Raw genomic sequence first — 18575 nt, forward strand, 5'->3', positions numbered from 1 at the left:
GGCAGGTCAGCGGATGCCGACGTAGAAGCGCGTCTGGTCGCTTCGGTGGAGGGCGTAGTACGCCTCGAACCTGGTGTTGTCCTCCAGCCACGCGACCGACTCGATGCCGAGCAGAGGCGTCGAGGTGGACACCTCGAGCAGGGCCGCGTCCTCCCGGTTGGGGAAGACCGCCTCGATCCAGCGGTCGGCCGCGGCGGGCTCGATGCCATACCGGCGGCGCAGCACGTCGTACAGCGACTGGTTCTCCATGATGGCGCGTTCGAGCCCGGGGACGAGCCGGGCGGGCAGGGCGGTGTCGACGAGCAGCCACGGCTGGCCGTCGACCCGGCGGAGCCTGCGCAGCCGGACGACCTGCTCCCCCAGCGGTATGCGCAGGAGCGCGGCCTCCCGCTCGTCGGCCTCGCCGAGCGCCTGGCGGACGGTCTGCGTGGTCACCCGGCGCCCCGACTCCCGCAGGTCGTCGGCCGACCCTGACATCGATCCGACGAACCTCAGCTCGGTCTTGCGGGGCGCGACGAAGGCTCCCTTGCCCTTTACCTTGTAGATCAGGCGTTGCTGGACCAGCTCACGCAGCGCCTCCCTGACGACCGTGCGGGAGACGCCGAACAGGTCGCTCAGCTCGGCCTCGGACGGCAGCGGCTGATCGGGCCCGCGCACGCCGCTCTCGATCTCCGCGCGCAACGCCCGCATGAGCTGCATCCACAGCGGTTCCGCCCCGTCGCGGTTGAGAGGCGGATAGGTCATCGTCACGGGAACCTCCTCGGCGGCACCGCAGCAGGATGCCCCACTCGAACCTGTAACTACAAGTTGGCCCGGCTGTTACCAAGATTAATCGTCACTGGCGGTCCGAGGCGACCGAAAACACGCTCTTGACAGGCCCGTAACGCCCGCCTAGTTTGCTTGTCACTACAGGCCTGTAATGACAGGTCGATCGAGCGAAGCCTTGACGCCGACTCTCCCCCCTCGCGAACCCGCTCTGTCTGGAGACACCATGCACATGCGTCCCACACGCCGGTCCTGGCGCGCCGCCTCCGCCGCGGCGATCTCCGCTTTCGCCGTACTGGCCGCGGGCTGCGGCTCCGGCTCCGGTAGCGCCACCGCGGACGCCGCTGGCGGGACCGCGGGCGGCGGCGGTGACAAGCCCTTCATCGCACTGAGCAACGGCTTCATCGGCAACGGCTGGCGGCAGACGATGATCGCCAAGTTCGAGGCCGCCGCCGAGCAGGCCAAGGCCGACGGGCTGATCGGCAAGTACAAGGTCGTGAACGCGCCGGGCGAGAACTCGGCGACCGAGCAGGTCGCCCAGATCAAGAGCCTGCTGCTGCAGAAGCCCGACGCGCTGCTCATCGACCCCGCCTCGCCCACCGCGCTGCAGCCGGTGATCCAGCAGGCCTGTACGGCCGGCGTCAAGGTCGTGGTCTTCGACTCCGCCATCGACGCGCCCTGCGCCCACGTGCTGCAGAACAGCTTCGTGGACTGGGCGACGTACGCCGCCAAGCCGCTGCTCGAAGGCATCGGCGGCAAGGGCTCGGTCATCGTGAGCCGCGGCGTGGTCGGCTCCCAGCCCGAGGCCGAGATGCTCGACACGACCAAGAAGATCCTCGCGGGCTACCCCGGGGTGAAGACCGTGGCGACGGTCACCGGCATGTGCGACGGCGCCACCGCGCAGAAGGCCGTGCTCGGCGTGCTGTCCAGCGTGCCGAAGGTCGACGGCGTCATCGGCTGCGGCGACGGCTACGGCGTGGCCCAGGCGTTCGCCACGGCGGGCAAGCCCGTGCCCGCGGTCGACTTCGAGACCAACGGCCGCGCGCTGAGCTACTGGCGGGACAACAAGATCGACAACGGCTCGGTCGCGGTCATGTCCGACCCCGGCCAGTCGGTCGCCGCGCTCTGGGAGGCCCTGGACCTGCTCGACGGCAAGGACGTGCCCAAGCAGATGACCTTCCCGATCGTCCTGATCGAGCAGAAGGACCGCGACGCCTGGGCCTCGGTGCTCAAGCCCGACGAGTACGCCGCCTGGCCGTGGACCCGGGAGCTGTTCCGGCAGCAGGTGGAGGCCGTGAAGACCGGCGGCAAGCCGATCCAGCCGCCGATCCCGTCGGCCGCGAGCTGACCCGGCTTCGCAACGACCACGGCACGGAGGAGACGGAGGAGACCGGGCATGCACGTCGACAATCTCCCGGCCGGCGGCACGGCGCCGCCGCAGACGGGCACCGGACCGGCCGCCCGGCCGCCCGTCGTCACTGCCAGGGGCGTGACCAAGGCGTACGGGCGCACCCGGGCCCTGACGGGCGTGGACCTGGAGGTCCGCGCGGGCGAGGTGCTCGGGCTGGTCGGTCACAACGGCGCGGGCAAGAGCACGCTCATGCGCGTGCTCGCCGGGCTGGAGGCCTGCGACACGGGCACGGTCCTCGTGCACGGGAGGAAGGCCTCCGCCGGGGACTTCCGGTCGGTGCGGATGGCCTACCAGGAGACGTCACTGTGCCCCGACCTCACCGTGGCGGAGAACATGTGGGTGTCCTCGCGGCACTGCCTGCCCCGCCTGCGGTGGCGGCGGGCGGCGAGCGACGCGGTGCGCCGCCGCCTCGACGAGATGTTTCCCGGCCACGGCGTCTCCCCGCGTGACCGGGTTGAGGACCTGTCGCTGGCCCGGCGCCAGATGGTGGAGATCGCCCGGGCCTGCCTGGTGGACCGGCTCGACCTGCTGATCCTCGACGAACCCACCGAGTCGCTCGGCCCGGACGCCGCCCGGTCGCTGTACGCCTACGTGCGCAGGCTGACCGGGGCCGGCACCGCCGTGCTGCTCATCTCGCACCGCATCCGCGAGGTCCTCTCGGTGGCCGACCGGGTGGCCGTGCTGCGCGACGGTGCGGTCACCGCGGAACGGCCGGCCGCCGGGCTCGGCGAGCCGGACGTCCTCGAGCTGATGGGCGCCCACGTCGCCGCTCCCTCGGCGACCGGCACACGGACGGCCGCCGCCGGGGCCGCGGCGCGGGAGACGGTGGCCGAGCTGCGCGGCGCCATCGGACCCGGCCTGCGGGAGGTCACCCTGCGGGTCGGCAAGGGCGAGGTCGTGGGCCTCGCCGGGCTGGCCGGCCAGGGCCAGCAGGAAGTGCTCGAACGCCTGTGGCGACCGGTGCGGCGCGACACCACGGTGAACGTGACGCGGGCGTACGTGCCGGGCGACCGGCAACGCTCGGGCGTCCTGCCCCTGTGGAGCGTGGGCGACAACCTGATCGTGACCGCGCTGCGCGGCATCGCCCGCCGGGGGCTGCGCCGCCCGGCCGAGGAGCGCGCGGTGGTCGGTGACTGGGTGAAGCGCCTCGCCATCAGGGGCGGCGCGGAGGCCGGGATCACCGAGCTGAGCGGCGGCAACCAGCAGAAGGTCATCGTCGCCCGCGCCTTCGCCTCCGCCTCCGGGCTCGTGCTGCTCGACGACCCGTTCCGGGGCGTGGACGTGCACACCAAGACCGATCTGTACCGCCTCATCAGGGATGAGGCGGCGAAGGGCCGGAGCATCGTCTGGTACTCCAGCGAGAACGCCGAGATGGCCCACTGCGACCGGGTTTACGTCTTCCGTGCCGGCCGGATCGTGGCCGAACTGACCGGCGAGGAGATCTCCGAGGAACGCATCATCGCCGTCTCCTTCAACGAGGACGGAGGAAACGACTGATGGCCCAGCTTCTCGCCCCGGCGCTGCCCGACCGCGCGCGGATGCGCCGCTCGGCCCCGGCCGCGGTCAGCGCCGTCGCCCTGGTCGCGATGCTCTGCGTCTGCTCGTCGCTCCAGCCGGGTGTGCTGACCGTGGAGGGCCTCACGCTGGTCCTGTCCGCGACCGTCCCGCTGGTGATCGCCACGCAGGCGCAGATGACGCTCATGGCCGTCGGCGACATCGACCTCGGGATCGGCAACTTCGTCGGCCTGATCACGGTGGTCTCCGCCACCCTGCTGGTGTCGTCCCCTCTCCTCGGCGTGCTCGTCCTGATCGGGCTGGTCGCGGCGTACGCCGTGCTCGGCCTGCTCATCCACCTGCGCGAGGTGCCGGCGCTGATCGCGACCCTCGGCGCCTCGTTCGTCTGGCTCGGGCTCGGCCTGTTCCTGCTGCCGACGCCGGGCGGCATGACCCCCGGGTGGCTGGCGTCGTTCGGCGCATGGCAACCCGCGGGCTTCCCGGCGCCGCTGCTGCCGATCCTGGTCGTCGCGCTGGTGGTCTACCTGCTCACCGCACGCAGCGCCGCAGGCGTGCGGATGCGCGGTCTGGGCAGCAACCCGGTCGCGCTGCGGCGGGCCGGCCTGCGGCCGCTCACGTCCCGCGTCGTCGCCTACGCGACGGCGGGCGCGCTCGGCGTGCTGTCCGGCCTCGTCCTGGCCTCCCAGACCGGCGGCGGAGACGTGTCGTCGGCCTCCAGCTACACGCTCACAACCGTGGCCGCGGTGATCCTCGGCGGGGGCTCCTTCTCCGGCGGCAACGCCGTGCCGTGGGGCGCCGCGATCGGCGGAGTGACGCTGGGGCTGGTCAGCGTGGTTCTCAGCCTGCTCGACGTCCGATCCGACATGCAGTCCGCCGTGCAAGGCGTGATCGTCCTGGCCGTGCTCGCGGGCCGCGTCGTCGTGGGGAAGGTGTTGCGATGAACATCCGCGTGACCCGCCAGTGGAGCGGCCCCTGGAACGGTGCCCCCTGGATTTGGGGCTTCGCCTCCGCCGCGCTCGTGTGGCTGGTGATCCTGGCCATCTCGGGCCAGGGCGGCGGGCAGACCGTCTCCCTCGCCCTGTCGCTCGCGCCGTACCTCGTCATCGTCGGGCTTGGGCAGATGCTGGTCATCAGCGCGGGCCCCGGCAACATCGACGTGTCGGTGGGGTCGGTCATCTCGCTCGCCGGGTTCGTCTCGGTGGCGGCGGCCTCCGCGACCGGCTCCGCGGCCGTGGGGATCCTCTCGGGGATCGGCGTCGGCGTCCTCGTCGCGGCGGTCAGCGCCGTGGCCATCCTTGGCCTGTCCGTCCCCCCGATCATCGCCACGCTGGCCGCGGGGCTCGTCGCCTCGTCGATCACGCTGTCGACGGCCAACGGCTTCACCGCCGTGCCAGACCCCGGTCTGCGCTCGGCGCTCAACCTGCGCCCTGTCGGCATCCCGCTCCTCGCGCTCGCGATCGCGGTGCTGACCGTGCTCGTCGTTGCGCTGCTGCGCCGCACGGTCTACGGCCGGTCGCTGATCGCGGTGGGCCAGAGCCGCCGGGCGGCCGAGCGGGCCGGCATCCCGGTCGCCCGGATCATCGGGGCGACCTACCTGCTCAGCGGGGCGCTGGCCGGGCTGACCGGCGCGCTGCTCGCCGCCTACATCGCGCCCTCGGCCGATCTCGGCACCCGCTACCTGCTCGACTCCGTGGCCGTTGTGGTCATCGGCGGCACGCTCATCTCCGGCGGTCGCGCGGTCCCGGTGGGCGTGTGGGGCGCGTCCGTCTTCTTCATCCTGCTTGACGGACTGGTCAACCTCGTCGGCTGGAGCACCGCGGCGCAGAACCTGCTCAAGGGCGGCCTGGTGCTCTTCGTCCTCTTCCTCGCCGGTGGAGGCGACCGTACGGCATCTCTGTTCAGACGGCGATCGCGCACCGCGACCGCCACCACCACTAGTACAGGAGACGACACTGATGGCTGACACCGACGGCCTGCTCGACGCCCGCGACTTCGGGACGTCCGCCGGGCCCGCGGCGAGCGGCTTCCACGTCAAGGGCGCGCACGGGCAGGACTGGGGCCTGCGCAACCGCCTGTCGCGCATCTTCCGGCCGGACACCGGGCGCACGGTCATGCTGGCGTTCGACCACGGCTACTTCGTGGGCCCGATGGCCGGGCTGGAGCGCCTCGACACCCGGATCGCCCCGCTCATCCCGGACGCCGACGCGATCATGATGACCCGCGGCGCGCTGCGCACCAGCATCCCCGCGACCACCGACGCCGGGATCGTGCTGCGCGCCAGCGGCGGCCCGAGCATCCTGCGCGAGCTGTCCGACGAGCACATCGCGCTCGACATGGAGGACGCGCTGCGCCTCAACGCCGCCGCCGTCGCCATCCAGGTGTTCATCGGCGGCGAGCACGAGTCGCGGTCGGTCGCCAACCTGGCCGCGCTCGTGGACGCCGGTCAGCGGCACGGCGTCGCCGTGCTCGGCGTCACCGCCGTCGGCAAGGACATGGTCCGCGACGCCCGCTACTTCCGCCTCGCGACCCGGATCAGCGCCGAGATGGGCGCCCACATCGTCAAGACGTACTACGTCGAGGAGGGCTTCGAGACCGTCACCGCGAGCTGCCCGGTGCCGATCATCGTCGCGGGGGGCAAGAAGCTGCCCGAGATCGACGCCCTGACGATGGCCTACCGGTCGATCCAGGAGGGCGCCGCCGGCGTCGACATGGGCCGCAACATCTTCCAGAGCGACAGCCCCGCCGGCATGCTCGCCGCGGTCCGCGCGGTCGTGCACGACGGGCTCAAGCCCGAGGAGGCGTACGAGATCTACAAGGAGAGGGCGCGCGGCTCCGCCGCCTAGTCCGATCCTTCTCCGGCGCGGGTCCGCCCGCGGACCCGCGCCCGTCACCCTCCGGGAGCCACCCATGTCGCAACACGTCCCCTTCGGTGAGACCGACGTCGTCGATCTCGCCGTCATCGGAGCCGGCATCAACGGGCTCGCCATCGCCCGGGACGCCGCCGCACGCGGCCTGCGCGTCGTCGTCGTCGACCGCGCCGACGTGGGCTCGGGCACGTCGAGCACCTCCAGCCGGCTGATCCACGGCGGCCTCAAGTATCTCGAGCGCTACGACTTCACGCTCGTGCACGAATCCATCCGGGAGCGGCACCTGCTGTTCCGCACCGCGCCCCACCTCATCCGCGACTACCCGATGCTGATCCCCTTCTACGAGGGGAACACCCGGCCGGGAGCGCTGATCCGGCTCGGCCTGCTGGCGTTCGACACGATGGCCCTGGGCCGGGGACGCGGGCTCAGCCGCGGCGTACCGGTCCGCACGGTGGCCCGCCGGTGGCCCACCCTGTCACGCGAGGGCCTGCGCGGGGCGGCGCTGTTCCACGACGCGCAGGTGCCGTGGGCGGAGCGGCTCTGCGTCGAACTGCTCCTCGACGCCCGCCGCCTGGGCGCGCGCGTCCTCACCTACACCTCCGTCACCGGACTGATCGTCGAGAGCGACCGGGTCGCCGGCCTTCAGACCGAGGACGTGCGGTCCGGGGAGCGCGGGGAGATCCGGGCCGCCGTCACCGTCAACGCCGCCGGGCCGTGGATCGACCGGATCCTCGACGGGCAGATCGAGAGCCGGCGGCTGAACGGCGGCACCAAGGGCAGCCACGTCGTCCTCGACCCGTTCCCCGGAGCCCCCGACACCTGCATCTTCTTCGAGGCGGCGGCCGACGGCCGGCCCATCTTCGTCTTCCCCTGGCAGGGCCGCTACATGCTCGGCAGCACCGACCTCACCTACGAGGGCGACCTGGACGAGGTGGTGGCCGGCGACGCCGAGATCGACTACCTGCTCGCCGAGACCAACCGGATCTTCCCGCAGGCGAACCTCACACCCGCCGACGTGCTGTGGAGCGTCGCCGGGATCCGGCCCCTGCCGTACACGGCCGGGGTGTCGGACAACGCCAAGATCAGCCGTGGACACACCGTGCTCAACCACGCGCCCGCCTACCGGGGCCTGCTAACGGTCATCGGCGGCAAGCTCACGACCCACCGGGCGCTCGCGGAGGACGTGACCGACGAGGTGCTGCGCGTGCTCGGCAAGCGGCCGCGCCCGTGCGTCACCCGGACCCGGCCGTTCCCCGGCGCGGACACCTCGGACTGGCCGGAGTTCGTGCGCGACTTCCTGCGTGAGTCGCCGCTGGACGGTGCGTCCTCCCGCAGGCTGCTGCAGCTCTACGGCGTGCGCGCCCGCCGGGTGCTCGACCTGGCGGCAGAGAACCCCTCGCTCGCCGAGGTCGTCGACAGGGAGACCGGCGCCCTGGCCGCCGAGGTCGTCATGGCCGTATGCGAGGAGGGCGCGGTCACCCTGGCCGACGTCATGCTGCGACGTATCCTTGTCGGGCTCAACGGCGACATGGGCCTTTCCAGCGCCGCGACCTGCGCCGACGTCGCCGTACGCCACCTCGGCTGGGACGAGGGGCGGGCCCGCGCCGAGGTGGCCGCCTACGAGAACGAACTGCGGCGCCACCGTCCCCGGGCGCTGGCCGCCGCGGCGGGTGGAGGCGCGGGCGCAGGCATGGACAACGACGGGAGGAGACCATGACGAACCTGGCCACGTGTTACGTCGGGGTCGACGTCGGCCTGACCGCGTCGAAGGCCGCCGCGTTCGACACCGAGGGACGCGAGGTGGGGGTGGTGCACGCCCGCACTCCCCGCACCAGCGTGACCGCCCACCGGCACGACGTGGACATGACCGGGCTGGCCGGCACCGTCGTGTCACTGCTCGGCGACCTCGCGGGCAAACTCGCCGCCGACGGGTACGCGCCGGCCGGCATCGGCGTGGCCGCGCACGGCAACGGGCTCTACCCGGTCGACGCGTCGCTGCGGCCGGTCGGACCTGCCATCGCGTCGTCGGACAGCCGGGCCCAGCACATCGTGGACGCGATCGAGCCGCAGGCCGCCCGCCGCCTGGCCGCCGAGACCGGCTCCATCCCCTGGGCGGCCCAGCCGTCCGTGCTCCTGCGCTGGATGCACGACGCCGACCCCGAGGCGTACGCCGCGACCCGGTGGGCGCTGTCATGCAAGGACTGGGTGACCTCGCAGCTCACCGGCGTGCCGAGCGCCGACTACAGCGACGCGAGCGCGTTCGGCATGGTGGCGCTGGACACCCGCGAATACACGCCGACGGCGCTCGAACTGGTGGGGCTTCCGGCCGGCGACCTCGACCGCTTCCCGCCGCTGCGCGAGTCCGGGCAGGTCGTGGCCGGACTCAGCGCGCGGGTCGCGGAGCTGACCGGACTGCCGGAGGGGCTGCCCGTGATCGCGGGCTGCATGGACTGCGTGGCCGCCACTCTGGGCGCGGGCGGCCGGGCGCCGGGCGACGTGACGATCATCGTGGGCACCTGGGCCATCAACGGGGTCGTCGTCCCCGCCGCCACCCCCGCGCCCGAGGTCACGCTCAGCGCGCTGATGCCCGACTCGGGAACGATGCTCGCCATGGAGGTCGCCCCCACGTCGGCCGCCAACCTCGACTGGCTGAGCACCGCGTCGGTGCCGCACCGGGCGACCACCGGCGTTCCGGCGGCGGACCTGCTGGCCGAGACGGCGACGGTGGCGCCGGGCGCGGACGGGCTGCTGTTCCTGCCGTTCGTCAACGGCGCCCCCGAGCACCCGGCGGCCTCAGGGACCTTCCTCGGCATCTCCGCCGTACACCGTCGCGGGCATCTCACCCGTGCGGTCATCGAGGGGGTCGCGCAGTATCACCGGGTGCAGCTCGACCGCGTCCTGGCCAGCGGGGCCGACGTGGGCGACCGTCCCTGGCGGCTGGCTGGGGGCGGCGCACGGTCGGAGGTCTGGGCGCAGATCTTCGCCGACGTGCTCGGCCGTCCCGTCCGCCGTCAGCTCACCAGCGAACTCGGCGCACGCGGGGTCGCCTCGCTGCTGCCCGCCGCGCTCGGGCACAGCGACGTGCCGTGGTCGGTCAGCGACACCGACGACCTGTGCGTCCGCCCCGGTCCCGCCCGCGAGGCATACGTCCGGCAGGCGGAGGTGTTCGACCGGTGCCTGGCCGGGATGTCCGCCGCATGGTCGGAGGTCGAGCGGTATCGCACGGCGGGGTTCGAACCGGCTCCCACCGGCCGCTGACAGGCCACGAGCTTTGCGAGTCGCCTCAGGGGCGGCGCTCCAGCACGTTCGCCATGTCGGCGAGGAAGCCGTCCACCTCACCGACCGCGTAGCCGGGCCGGAACACCACGGTCGCGAACGTCGCCTTCCTGACCTGCTCCGCCGTGAGCGGCTCGGCCGCCGTCCCGCGCAGCGTCGCCACGATCCGGTCGAGGAAGTCGTCGACCTCCTCCTCCCGGTAGCCCATGCCGAGCCGCCCGGGGCGGAAGGCCACCCGCTCCACCCGCGCCGCCTGCGTCTCCAGCCAGCTCGGGGAGCCCGGCTCCGGCGGGAGCGTGCCCGTCCTCTCCTCACGGCCGGCGCCCACGGCGGCCTTCGCGGAGGGCGTCTGCGGGCGTGCGCGGTCCTCGGCAGGCGTACGGCGTAGCGGGGCCGCCGAGGCCGGGGCGGCAGTGGGCCGGGACACGGCGGCGGAGGCGGCGGACCGGGACGTTCCGGCAGCGGCCTGCCCGACGGGCCCGGAGGCCCCGGTGGGCCGGGACACGTCGGCGGACGCGGGGGCGGACGCGGCGGACCGGGACGTTCCGGCAGCGGCCTGTCCGGCGGGCCACCGGACGGCCGGTGCGAACTCTTCGGCGGAGGCCTCCGGGGCAGCGGATCCGGAGCCGGTGGCCCCCGAGGCTGCGGGCGGCGCTGGCACGGCCGGGGCGGTGAGCGGCGGCTTTGATACGGGGGCGGTCGGCGGTGGCACGGCCGGAGTGGTGGGCGGCTTCGGTGCGGGTGTAGCGGTGTCCCGGTCTCCTCTGGCCTCGACCGCCACGATGAACGCGTCGAGCGCGAAGTCCACGGCCGTCTCGTTGTAACCCCCGCGCTTGACGGCGAACCTGGCATTCCTGATCTCGTCGGCGGTCACGGGCGGCCCATCGAGCGGACCGAGGCCGAGCGTCCGCTCGATCCTGCGCACGAATTCGTCGACTTGCGCGGGGTCGTAGCCCAAACGCACGGCCATGACACGGGGAAAGCGGTTCACACCACACCTCCCTGCCCGTTGCTCAAGCCCGTCCATTCTGACGGGACTCCGAACAAAAAGGCGAGACCCAAAGATCGCCCGATGTCCGCACGCGGGGAGGAACAATCCGGATAGGCTCAAATGACTATGCGGATCGCCAGCCTCTCCTTCCGGTACGGACGGCGCGCCCCCTGGATCCTCTCCGACGCCGGTCTGGTCCTGGACGCGGGCGACGTGGTCGAGGTCACCGGGCCCAACGGCACCGGCAAGTCCACCCTCCTGCGGCTGGTCGCCGGGCTGCTCCGGCCCACGCGCGGAAGCGTCGAGGACCGCCCCCGGGTCGTCGGGTACGCCCCAGAGCGGTTCCCCGCCGACCAGCCGTTCACCGTGGCCGCCTACCTGCGGCACATGGCGGCGGTCCGGCGGGTGGGCACGGAGTCGATCGGCCGGTGGAGCGAGCGGCTGGGCATGGACCATCTGCTCGGGCAGCGTCTGCCCGACCTGTCCAAGGGCAGCGCCCACAAGGTGGGCCTCGCGCAGGCGCTGCTCGCCGAGCCGGGGCTGCTCGTGCTCGACGAGCCCTTCGCCGGTCTCGACGCCGCCACCCGGGCCGAGCTCCCCCGGATCATCGGGGAGATCAGCGCGCGCGGCGGCATCGTCGTGATGAGCGACCACCAGGGCGATCTGCGTTCCTTCCCCGGCCTGCGCCGCTGCGAGGTCCGCGACCGGGCCCTACGGGAACTCGATCCGATCGATCCGATCGAGGGCACCGGGGAGCCGGCCCTGACCGTGCTGGAGGTGGCGGTGGCCGCGTCGAAGGCGCAGGACCTGGCCGACCGTCTGCGTGCCGAGGGCTGCACGGTGAACATCACGGCCCGCGCCACCCGGGAGGTCGCCGGATGACCGCCGTGATGGCGCTGGCGAGGTTCCGCCTGGCCGGCTACGTCGCCTCACACCGGGCGTTGCAACCGCTGATCGCGCTGCTGGCACTGCTCGCGATCCTCTACGCGAGCCCCATTCCCGCCGGGCAGGAGATCGCGGCCACCGCGGACTCGGCGGCCATGCTCGTGCCGGTGCTCGCCTGGGCCGCGCGCGGCCTGCTCGACACCGAGCCCGACGAGCAGCGCAGCGTCGCCATCTCGGCCCTGGGCGCGAAGGAACTGGCCGGCGGCCTTCTGGCGGCGTACGCGTCGCTGCTCGTCCTGGCGGCGATCGGCGAGGCCGCGCTGCTCCTCCGCCTCGCCGGCTCCCCCACCCTCACCGTGCTGCTGGTGGGCGTGTGGCTGCATCTGCTGTCCGCGGCGGCGGGCCTCACGCTCGGAGCGCTGACGAGCCGCCCGATCCTGCCCTCCCCGGCGGTGTCCACGATCGCCCTGATCCTCGGCTACCTGTCGATGCTGGTGCTCAGCATGGCCGGGGCCCGCTGGCTCACCGTGCCGGTCATGGGCTGGATGCGGGACGCCCATCACGGGGTGCTGCTGTCCGGGCTGCCCCTGATCACCGCACAGTCGCTGCTGTGGCCCGCGATCGGCCTGGCGGCCTACACGTGGCTGCGCCGCACACGCCCCTGAGGCACCACCACGCCGGTCGCCGAGGTGCCGGTCGTCAGGGTGCCGGACACCAAGGCACCGATCGTCGGAGCGCGGTCTCGGGACGCGGGTATCGGGACGCGGGTATCGGGACGCGGGTGCCGCGCCTTATTGGGGCGCCGCGGCGAGCTGCCCGCACGCCCCGTCGATCTCCCGCCCCCGGGTGTCCCGTACGGTGACGGCGACGCCGTGGGACTCCAGGCGGCGTACGAACGCCCGCTCGTCCTCGGGACGCGAAGCGGTCCACTTCGAGCCGGGCGTGGGGTTGAGCGGGATCAGGTTGACGTGCACGAGCTTGCCCTTGAGCAGGCGGCCGAGCAGGTCGGCCCGCCACTCCTGGTCGTTGATGTCCTTGATCAGGGCATACTCGATGGACACGCGCCGCTTGGTCTTGGCCGCGTAGCTCCAGGCCGCGTCGAGCACCTCGGCGACCTTCCACCGGGTGTTGATCGGCACGAGCGTGTCCCTGAGCTCGTCGTCCGGGGCGTGCAGGGAGACGGCGAGCGTCACCGGCAGGCCCTCGTCGGCGAGCTTGCCGATCGCGGGCACCAGGCCGACCGTCGAGACCGTGATCCCGCGCGCCGAGATGCCCAGGCCCTCCGGCGCGGGGTCGACCAGGCGGCGTACGGCGCCGATGACGGCCTTGTAGTTGGCCATCGGCTCGCCCATGCCCATGAAGACCACGTTGGTCACCCGGCCGGGACCGCCCGGAACCTCGCCGCGCGCCAGCGCCCGGGCGCCCGCGACGACCTGCTCGACGATCTCGGCCGTGGACATGTTGCGGGTGAGCCCGGCCTGCCCCGTCGCGCAGAACGGGCAGTTCATGCCGCATCCGGCCTGGGAGGAGACGCACATGGTGACGCGGTCGGGATAACGCATCAGGACCGACTCGACCAGCGAGCCGTCGAACAGCTTCCACAGCGTCTTGCGCGTCATGCCGTCGTCACAGGTGATCTCGCGTACGGAGGTCAGCAGTGGGGGCATGAGCTGCTCGACCAGCCGCTCGCGCAGCGCGCCCGGCAGGTCGGTCATCTGCTCGGGAGAGCCGGTCAGCCGGGTGAAGTAGTGGCGGGAGAGCTGGTCGGCGCGGAACGGCTTCTCCCCCAGCTCCGCCACGGCCGCCCGGCGCTCGGCCATGGTCAGGTCGGCGAGGTGGCGCTGCGGCTTGGCCCTGCGGGGCGCCACGAAGGTCAGCTGCCCGGTCTTCGGCTGCTCGCTCACGCAAAACCCTTTCCATCATCCGCGGCCGTGGTCTTAACGACCGGCGCACGCGGCTTTACATTCTGTCTGGCGGTCGAATCCCGGAGGCGTACGAGAGGTGAGGTGTGGACACCACTGTCGTGCTCACCAGCACCAACCCCTACGGGAGCCGCACACTGACGATCGAAGCCGACCGGACCTCCTCCGTAGCTTACCTTCGTGACGCGAAGGGGATCGTCCACGGAGCGGTCTGGCTGGCCAACCACGTCCCGGCGCCCGCCGAGGCCGATGCGGGCCGCGCCGAGGCAGGGCTGCCGCCGGTGATGCCCGAGGCGCACACCGCGCACCCCTCGGGCCGCCCGCCCCTGGACGCGGAGTCGCTGTCGGTGCTGTGGTTCGAGGAGGGCGACGGCGTCGCCCTGTACGAGAACGACGCGCTCCTGGCGGTCATTCCGGCGTGGGCCGACCTGGAGCACGGCCTGCCCGGGTACGCGCGGGACGCCGTCGGGGAGTCGCCGTTCGCCTGGCCGCTGGGCGAGGCGCTGGAGGGCCTGTCTCCCCGCGTGGCCAAGGCCCGCGCGTACTGGCAGTGGCGGCAGGCGGAGGGCAGCTGGGCCACCTACCAGCAGTTCGTGCTCGGGCACCTGGACAGCAGGCTCGGGCCGCCCGGCCGTTATTGGGACGTCTCCGGCGACCGGTTCCCGCTGGTGGGCGTCAGCGAGCGCCCGCCGACGTTCACCCGGGACTACACCGTGCTGTCCACCGTCGGCATGAGCTGCCAGCGGATGCCCGCCGCGGAGATGTACGACACGGCGTGCCGGGTGGAACTCGCGCTGGCGACCAGGCAGGATCCGAGGGCCGCCGCACGGCTGTTCGCCTGGCTGGGGCAGTATCCGTGGCGGTCGGTCACCTGGCTGGGGCATGGGCACACGGCCCGCTGGTTCCAGGATCCGGCCACGTTTCCGCTGGACGGCGGGCACCAGGGGGTGCTCATGCTGATGGACCCGCCCGGGCTACCCGACATGTCGGGATTCATGTTCGGCGGCGACGCCGTACGGTGGCTGTGGCTGCTTCCGCTCAACGAGTCGGAGCTCCGCCTCGTGGCCGATCACGGCCATCGGGTGATCAGTGAGCGACTGGCGCTGACGAGCCGGATCTGACGCGTCCGCACGCTGGGCCGGAGCACGCATCGAGCCGCCAATGGGTCGGACCGGCAGCGGGTCGGACCGGCAGCGGACCCGGGCATCAGCGGTCCGAGACGTTCAGGGGCACGGCCGTCACCGGGCCCAGCGGTCAGCGGGCCGGATTGTCGGCAGGTCGCGCCATCAGGGCGACCGGAGCGTCAGGGGGCACGGCCGTCACCAGGCCAAGCAGTCAGCGGGCCGGGCTGTCGGCAGGTCGCGCGGTCAGACGACCGGGGCGTCCGCGGACTCGGCTGCCGGCGGACCGGGCTGTCAGGCGACCGGGACCAGGAGCGTGAGCAGCAGCCACACGGGGACGAGCGTGAACAGCAGCGAGTCGAGGCGGTCCATCGCCCCGCCGTGGCCGGGCAGCAGCGTGCCCATGTCCTTGATGCCGATGTCCCGCTTGATCACCGACTCGACCAGGTCGCCGAGCGTCGCGCAGACGACTCCCGCCAGGCCGACGACGGCGCCTTCCCAATACTCACCCTGCAGCAGGAAGTGAACCAGTAACGCACCGCCCACGACGCAGGCGAGGGTGGACCCGGCGAAGCCCTCCCAGGTCTTCTTCGGGCTGATGAGCGGCGACATCCGGTGCTTGCCGAAGAAGATCCCGGCGAAGTATCCGCCGATGTCGCTGCACACGGTGACCGCGATGAAGACGATCACGCGATCGGGCCCGTCCTCGGGGGCCAGCAGCAACGGCACGAACCCCGCGAGAAGCGCCGGGTAGACCGCGACGAACACCGCGGCGGTCGCGTCCCTGACGAAGCCTTCCGCGCCCTGGAACATGCGCCAGGCCAGCAGCACCATCACGGTCACGCCGAACGCGCCGACCAGGAACGACGTGCCGCCCCAGAACGGCCCGACCACCATGGCCGCCATGCCGGCCAGCAGGGGCGGCAGCGGCACCCGGATGCCGAACTCCCCGAACGCCTTGACGAGCTCGTGGATGCCGACGCCGACGGCCAGCAGGACGACGACGAGGAAGGCGGCCTTCACGGTGTAGAGCGAGGCGATGACCGCCGCGCCGAGCGCGACGCCGACCCCCACCGCCGCCGGGAGGTTGCGGCCCGTACGGCCCGAGGGCTTCTTGGCGGGATCGCCGGACGCGCCGGTGCCCGGTGGGTCCGCGAGGCCGTTCGACGTGGCGGCCCGGCCTGCCCCGGCAGCGGAATCGGCGGCGGAACCGGTGCCGGGTTCGGTCCTGCCGCCCTGACCGGCGTCACGGCCCGCACCGCCACGGCCGAGGCCGTTCGGCGCGGACGCCTGATCGGCGCCGCTGCGACCACCCGCCTCGGCGCCGTGTCCGGCAGCGGAAGTGCCCGCCGGGCCCCCGACCGGGTTCCCTGCCGGGCTCCCCGCCGGATTCCGGTCGCCGGCGGCAGCGGTTCCGTCCACAGCGTCCCACTCTCTATATGCGCGTGATCCTTGTGCCGCCCCACTTGTCGCGGATGCGGCACAAGGATCACGGTCGTGCCGTACGGCCCGCTTTCCGGGCCGCGACGTCAGACCTCGAGCAGCTCGGCTTCCTTGTGCTTCAGCAGCTCGTCGATCTTCGCGACGTGCTTCTGGGTGAGGTCGTCGAGCTCCTTGACCGCACGATGGACCTCGTCCTCGCCGGCCTCGCCGTCCTTGACGAGCTTGTCGAGGATCTCCTTGGCGTGCCGGCGGATGTTCCGGATGGACACCCGGCCGTGCTCGGCCTTGTTGCGGGCGACCTTGATGTACTCCTTGCGGCGCTCCTCCGACAGCTCGGGGAACACCACGCGGATCACGGTGCCGTCGTTGCTCGGGTTGACGCCGAGGTCACTGTCGCGGATGGCCCTCTCGACCGCGTTCAGCGAGCCCTTGTCGTACGGCTGCACGAGCACCATGCGCGCCTCGGGGACGTGGAACGACGCAAGCTGCTGGATCGGCGTCTGCGATCCGTAGTAGTCAACACTGATCTTGTTGAACATCGAGGGCGTCACACGGCCGGTGCGGATGCTCGCGAAGTCGTCCTTGGCGACCGTCACCGCCTTGTCCATCTTCTCCTCGGCCTCGAGGAGGGTTTCGTCGATCACTGCGGCTCCCTACTTCCCTGCCGGACTCACCAGCGTGCCGATCTTCTCACCACGGACCGCCCGGAGGATGTTGCCCTCGCCCATGAGATCGAAGACCACGATGGGCAGGCCGTTGTCCATGCACAGGCTGATCGCGGTGGCGTCCATCACCCCGAGGCCCCGCGTCAGCACCTCACCGTAATCAAGCTGGTCGAACCGGACCGCGTCGGGGTTCTTGCGCGGGTCCGAGTCGTACACGCCGTCGACCTGGGTGCCCTTGAGCAGCGCCTCGGCGCCGATCTCCAGTGCGCGCTGCGCCGCACAGGTGTCGGTCGAGAAGAACGGCGAGCCGAGCCCCGCGCCGAAGATGACCACGCGGCCCTTCTCCAGGTGGCGGATCGCGCGGCGCGGCAGGAACGGCTCGGCCACCTGCTGCATCGTGATCGCGGTCTGCACACGGGTGTCGATGCCGCGCTTCTCCAGGAAGTCCTGCAGGGCGAGACAGTTGATGACGGTCCCGAGCATGCCCATGTAGTCGGCACGGGCGCGGTCCATGCCGCCCTGCGACAGGGCCGCGCCGCGGAACATGTTGCCGCCGCCGACGACGACCGCCACCTGGACGCCCTCACGGACCGCCTCTGCGACCGAGTCGGCCAGCTGGGCGACGACACGCGGGTCGATCCCGAGGGACTCGCCGCCCGCGAACGCCTCGCCCGACAGCTTCAGCATCACCCGCTTCCAGCGCAGCGGCCCGTCGTACGACGAAGCCGCCGGCGTGGCGGGTCTGGTGTTCTCCTGCACGGCGGCGGCCTCCTCGTATGTAGCGCGGGTCGAAAAGCTCCTGGCAGTAAGCCTAAGCCTGGCCGACCTTGTAGCGGGTGAAGGCCAGGACCTTGACGCCGGCCTCGTCCGCGACCTTCGCGATCGTCTTCTTGTTGTCCTTCACGAACGCCTGCTCCAGCAGGGTGAAGTCCTTGTACCAGCCGTTGACCCGGCCCTCGACGATCTTCGGGATGGCGCCCTCGGGCTTGCCCTCCTCGCGGGTCATCTGCTCGAACAGCGACCGCTCCTTCTCGATGACCTCGGCGGGCACCTCGGCGGGGCTGAGGTACTTCGGCGCCATCGCGGCGGTGTGCTGGGCGATGTCCTTGGCGACCTCGGCGTTCGGCGTGTCGAGCTGCACGAGCACGCCCACGGCCGGCGGAAGCTGCGGGTCGGTCTTGTGCATGTAGGAGGTGATGAAGCCACCCTCCAGCACCGCGAACCGGCGGATCTCGATCTTCTCGCCGAGCGCCGCGTTGGCCTCGTCGAGCAGCTCCTTGACGGTCTTGCCGTTCAGCTCGGACTCGAGCAGGGTCGGCACGTCGGCGGGCTTGGTCGCGACGATGTGCGCGACGATGTCGGCGGCGAGCTCCTGGAAACGCTCGTTCTTGGCGACGAAGTCGGTCTCACAGTTGAGCTCAAGCAGCGCCGCGAGGGAGTCGCCCTCGTGCTTGACGGCGACCAGGCCGTTCGACGCGGTGCGGGCCTCGCGCTTGCCGACGTCCTTGGCACCCTTCAGGCGCAGGATGTCGACGGCCTTGTCGAAGTCGCCCTCAGACTCCTCGAGCGCCTTCTTGCAGTCCATCATGCCGGCGGCGGTCAGCTCGCGAAGCCGCTTGACGTCGGCCATGTTTACGGAAGCCATTGTCCAATTTCCTCTTCGGGACCCGGATGCGAATCGTCTGGGGGGGTGGGCACCCGTGCCGAGCGCCCA

17 protein-coding genes are annotated in these 18575 nt (G+C 72.1%); 10 read left to right on the forward strand and 7 right to left on the reverse strand.

Annotation, left to right across the window (positions count from 1 at the left end):
• Window positions 1-6: 6 nt before the first annotated feature.
• Window positions 7-744 (reverse strand): GntR family transcriptional regulator, encoded by a 738-nt coding sequence (locus FLV34_RS26190; RefSeq protein WP_142650521.1) that lies wholly within the window; start codon window positions 742-744, stop codon window positions 7-9.
• 253 nt (window positions 745-997) lie between these two features.
• Between FLV34_RS26190 and FLV34_RS26195 the strand changes: the two genes are divergently transcribed.
• From FLV34_RS26195 to FLV34_RS26225, 7 genes are all read left to right on the forward strand, one after another.
• Window positions 998-2113 carry an ABC transporter substrate-binding protein gene (locus tag FLV34_RS26195; RefSeq protein ID WP_261985909.1) on the forward strand — a complete coding sequence of 372 codons (1116 nt, stop codon included), beginning with the start codon at window positions 998-1000 and terminating at the stop codon, window positions 2111-2113.
• 48 nt (window positions 2114-2161) lie between these two features.
• Entirely contained in the window at window positions 2162-3673 is a 1512-nt protein-coding gene (locus FLV34_RS26200; RefSeq protein WP_142650483.1) for a sugar ABC transporter ATP-binding protein, read from the forward strand.
• A complete protein-coding gene (locus FLV34_RS26205; RefSeq protein ID WP_142650482.1) occupies window positions 3673-4632 on the forward strand; it encodes an ABC transporter permease in 960 nt (319 codons plus the stop codon). The genes FLV34_RS26200 and FLV34_RS26205 overlap by 1 nt, the downstream gene beginning before the upstream one ends.
• Window positions 4629-5654 carry an ABC transporter permease gene (locus FLV34_RS26210; protein WP_142650481.1) on the forward strand — a complete coding sequence of 342 codons (1026 nt, stop codon included), beginning with the start codon at window positions 4629-4631 and terminating at the stop codon, window positions 5652-5654. Before FLV34_RS26205 ends, FLV34_RS26210 begins: the two co-directional genes overlap by 4 nt.
• Window positions 5647-6534, forward strand: a complete 888-nt coding sequence (lsrF, locus tag FLV34_RS26215) for a 3-hydroxy-5-phosphonooxypentane-2,4-dione thiolase (protein ID WP_147944353.1) — start codon at window positions 5647-5649, stop codon at window positions 6532-6534. The genes FLV34_RS26210 and lsrF overlap by 8 nt, the downstream gene beginning before the upstream one ends.
• 64 nt (window positions 6535-6598) lie before the next feature.
• Complete coding sequence (locus FLV34_RS26220) at window positions 6599-8275, forward strand: glycerol-3-phosphate dehydrogenase/oxidase (protein WP_147944354.1); 1677 nt, start codon at window positions 6599-6601, stop codon at window positions 8273-8275.
• Window positions 8272-9816, forward strand: a complete 1545-nt coding sequence (locus FLV34_RS26225; RefSeq protein ID WP_142650478.1) for an FGGY-family carbohydrate kinase — start codon at window positions 8272-8274, stop codon at window positions 9814-9816. The genes FLV34_RS26220 and FLV34_RS26225 overlap by 4 nt, the downstream gene beginning before the upstream one ends.
• Before the next feature lie 25 nt (window positions 9817-9841).
• Here the strand turns inward: FLV34_RS26225 and FLV34_RS26230 are convergent, their stop codons facing one another.
• Complete coding sequence (locus FLV34_RS26230; protein WP_147944355.1) at window positions 9842-10861, reverse strand: DivIVA domain-containing protein; 1020 nt, start codon at window positions 10859-10861, stop codon at window positions 9842-9844.
• Window positions 10862-10951: 90 nt separating this feature from the next.
• Between FLV34_RS26230 and FLV34_RS26235 the strand changes: the two genes are divergently transcribed.
• Together FLV34_RS26235 and FLV34_RS26240 are read left to right on the forward strand one after the other, a co-directional pair.
• Window positions 10952-11707 carry an ATP-binding cassette domain-containing protein gene (locus FLV34_RS26235; RefSeq protein WP_142650476.1) on the forward strand — a complete coding sequence of 252 codons (756 nt, stop codon included), beginning with the start codon at window positions 10952-10954 and terminating at the stop codon, window positions 11705-11707.
• A complete protein-coding gene (locus FLV34_RS26240; RefSeq protein WP_142650475.1) occupies window positions 11704-12375 on the forward strand; it encodes a hypothetical protein in 672 nt (223 codons plus the stop codon). The genes FLV34_RS26235 and FLV34_RS26240 overlap by 4 nt, the downstream gene beginning before the upstream one ends.
• A gap of 126 nt (window positions 12376-12501) precedes the next feature.
• On the opposite strand, the gene rlmN is transcribed toward FLV34_RS26240, so the two are convergent.
• Window positions 12502-13614, reverse strand: a complete 1113-nt coding sequence (rlmN, locus tag FLV34_RS26245) for a 23S rRNA (adenine(2503)-C(2))-methyltransferase RlmN (protein ID WP_142623553.1) — start codon at window positions 13612-13614, stop codon at window positions 12502-12504.
• Between the two features lie 104 nt (window positions 13615-13718).
• Here rlmN and FLV34_RS26250 point away from each other — a divergent pair, with 104 nt between their 5' ends.
• Window positions 13719-14753, forward strand: a complete 1035-nt coding sequence (locus FLV34_RS26250) for a suppressor of fused domain protein (RefSeq protein WP_147944356.1) — start codon at window positions 13719-13721, stop codon at window positions 14751-14753.
• 294 nt (window positions 14754-15047) lie between these two features.
• Here the strand turns inward: FLV34_RS26250 and FLV34_RS26255 are convergent, their stop codons facing one another.
• The 4 genes from FLV34_RS26255 to tsf form a co-directional block, all read right to left on the reverse strand.
• The gene (locus tag FLV34_RS26255; RefSeq protein ID WP_222709629.1) at window positions 15048-16175 is read right to left on the reverse strand and encodes a phosphatidate cytidylyltransferase; all 1128 of its coding nucleotides are present in this window, start codon (window positions 16173-16175) and stop codon (window positions 15048-15050) included.
• 107 nt (window positions 16176-16282) lie between these two features.
• Window positions 16283-16840, reverse strand: a complete 558-nt coding sequence (frr, locus tag FLV34_RS26260) for a ribosome recycling factor (RefSeq protein ID WP_142650473.1) — start codon at window positions 16838-16840, stop codon at window positions 16283-16285.
• A gap of 9 nt (window positions 16841-16849) precedes the next feature.
• On the reverse strand, window positions 16850-17620 hold the full coding sequence (gene pyrH / locus FLV34_RS26265) for a UMP kinase (protein WP_030511713.1): 771 nt from the start codon (window positions 17618-17620) through the stop codon (window positions 16850-16852).
• Window positions 17621-17672: 52 nt separating this feature from the next.
• Window positions 17673-18506, reverse strand: a complete 834-nt coding sequence (gene tsf / locus FLV34_RS26270) for a translation elongation factor Ts (RefSeq protein ID WP_142623556.1) — start codon at window positions 18504-18506, stop codon at window positions 17673-17675.
• Window positions 18507-18575 lie beyond the last annotated feature (69 nt).

The organism is Microbispora sp. CSR-4, from assembly GCF_008033685.1.
GTDB lineage: Bacteria > Actinomycetota > Actinomycetes > Streptosporangiales > Streptosporangiaceae > Microbispora.

Bases quoted from the DNA above. Each gene is read 5' to 3' on its own strand.
- FLV34_RS26190 (WP_142650521.1), bottom strand. From the start codon at position 744: ATGACCTATCCGCCTCTCAACCGCGACGGGGCGGAACCGCTGTGGATG.
- FLV34_RS26195 (WP_261985909.1), top strand. From the start codon at position 998: ATGCGTCCCACACGCCGGTCCTGGCGCGCCGCCTCCGCCGCGGCGATC.
- FLV34_RS26200 (WP_142650483.1), top strand. From the start codon at position 2,162: ATGCACGTCGACAATCTCCCGGCCGGCGGCACGGCGCCGCCGCAGACG.
- FLV34_RS26205 (WP_142650482.1), top strand. From the start codon at position 3,673: ATGGCCCAGCTTCTCGCCCCGGCGCTGCCCGACCGCGCGCGGATGCGC.
- FLV34_RS26210 (WP_142650481.1), top strand. From the start codon at position 4,629: ATGAACATCCGCGTGACCCGCCAGTGGAGCGGCCCCTGGAACGGTGCC.
- lsrF (WP_147944353.1), top strand. From the start codon at position 5,647: ATGGCTGACACCGACGGCCTGCTCGACGCCCGCGACTTCGGGACGTCC.
- FLV34_RS26220 (WP_147944354.1), top strand. From the start codon at position 6,599: ATGTCGCAACACGTCCCCTTCGGTGAGACCGACGTCGTCGATCTCGCC.
- FLV34_RS26225 (WP_142650478.1), top strand. From the start codon at position 8,272: ATGACGAACCTGGCCACGTGTTACGTCGGGGTCGACGTCGGCCTGACC.
- FLV34_RS26230 (WP_147944355.1), bottom strand. From the start codon at position 10,861: ATGGACGGGCTTGAGCAACGGGCAGGGAGGTGTGGTGTGAACCGCTTT.
- FLV34_RS26235 (WP_142650476.1), top strand. From the start codon at position 10,952: ATGCGGATCGCCAGCCTCTCCTTCCGGTACGGACGGCGCGCCCCCTGG.
- FLV34_RS26240 (WP_142650475.1), top strand. From the start codon at position 11,704: ATGACCGCCGTGATGGCGCTGGCGAGGTTCCGCCTGGCCGGCTACGTC.
- tsf (WP_142623556.1), bottom strand. From the start codon at position 18,506: ATGGCTTCCGTAAACATGGCCGACGTCAAGCGGCTTCGCGAGCTGACC.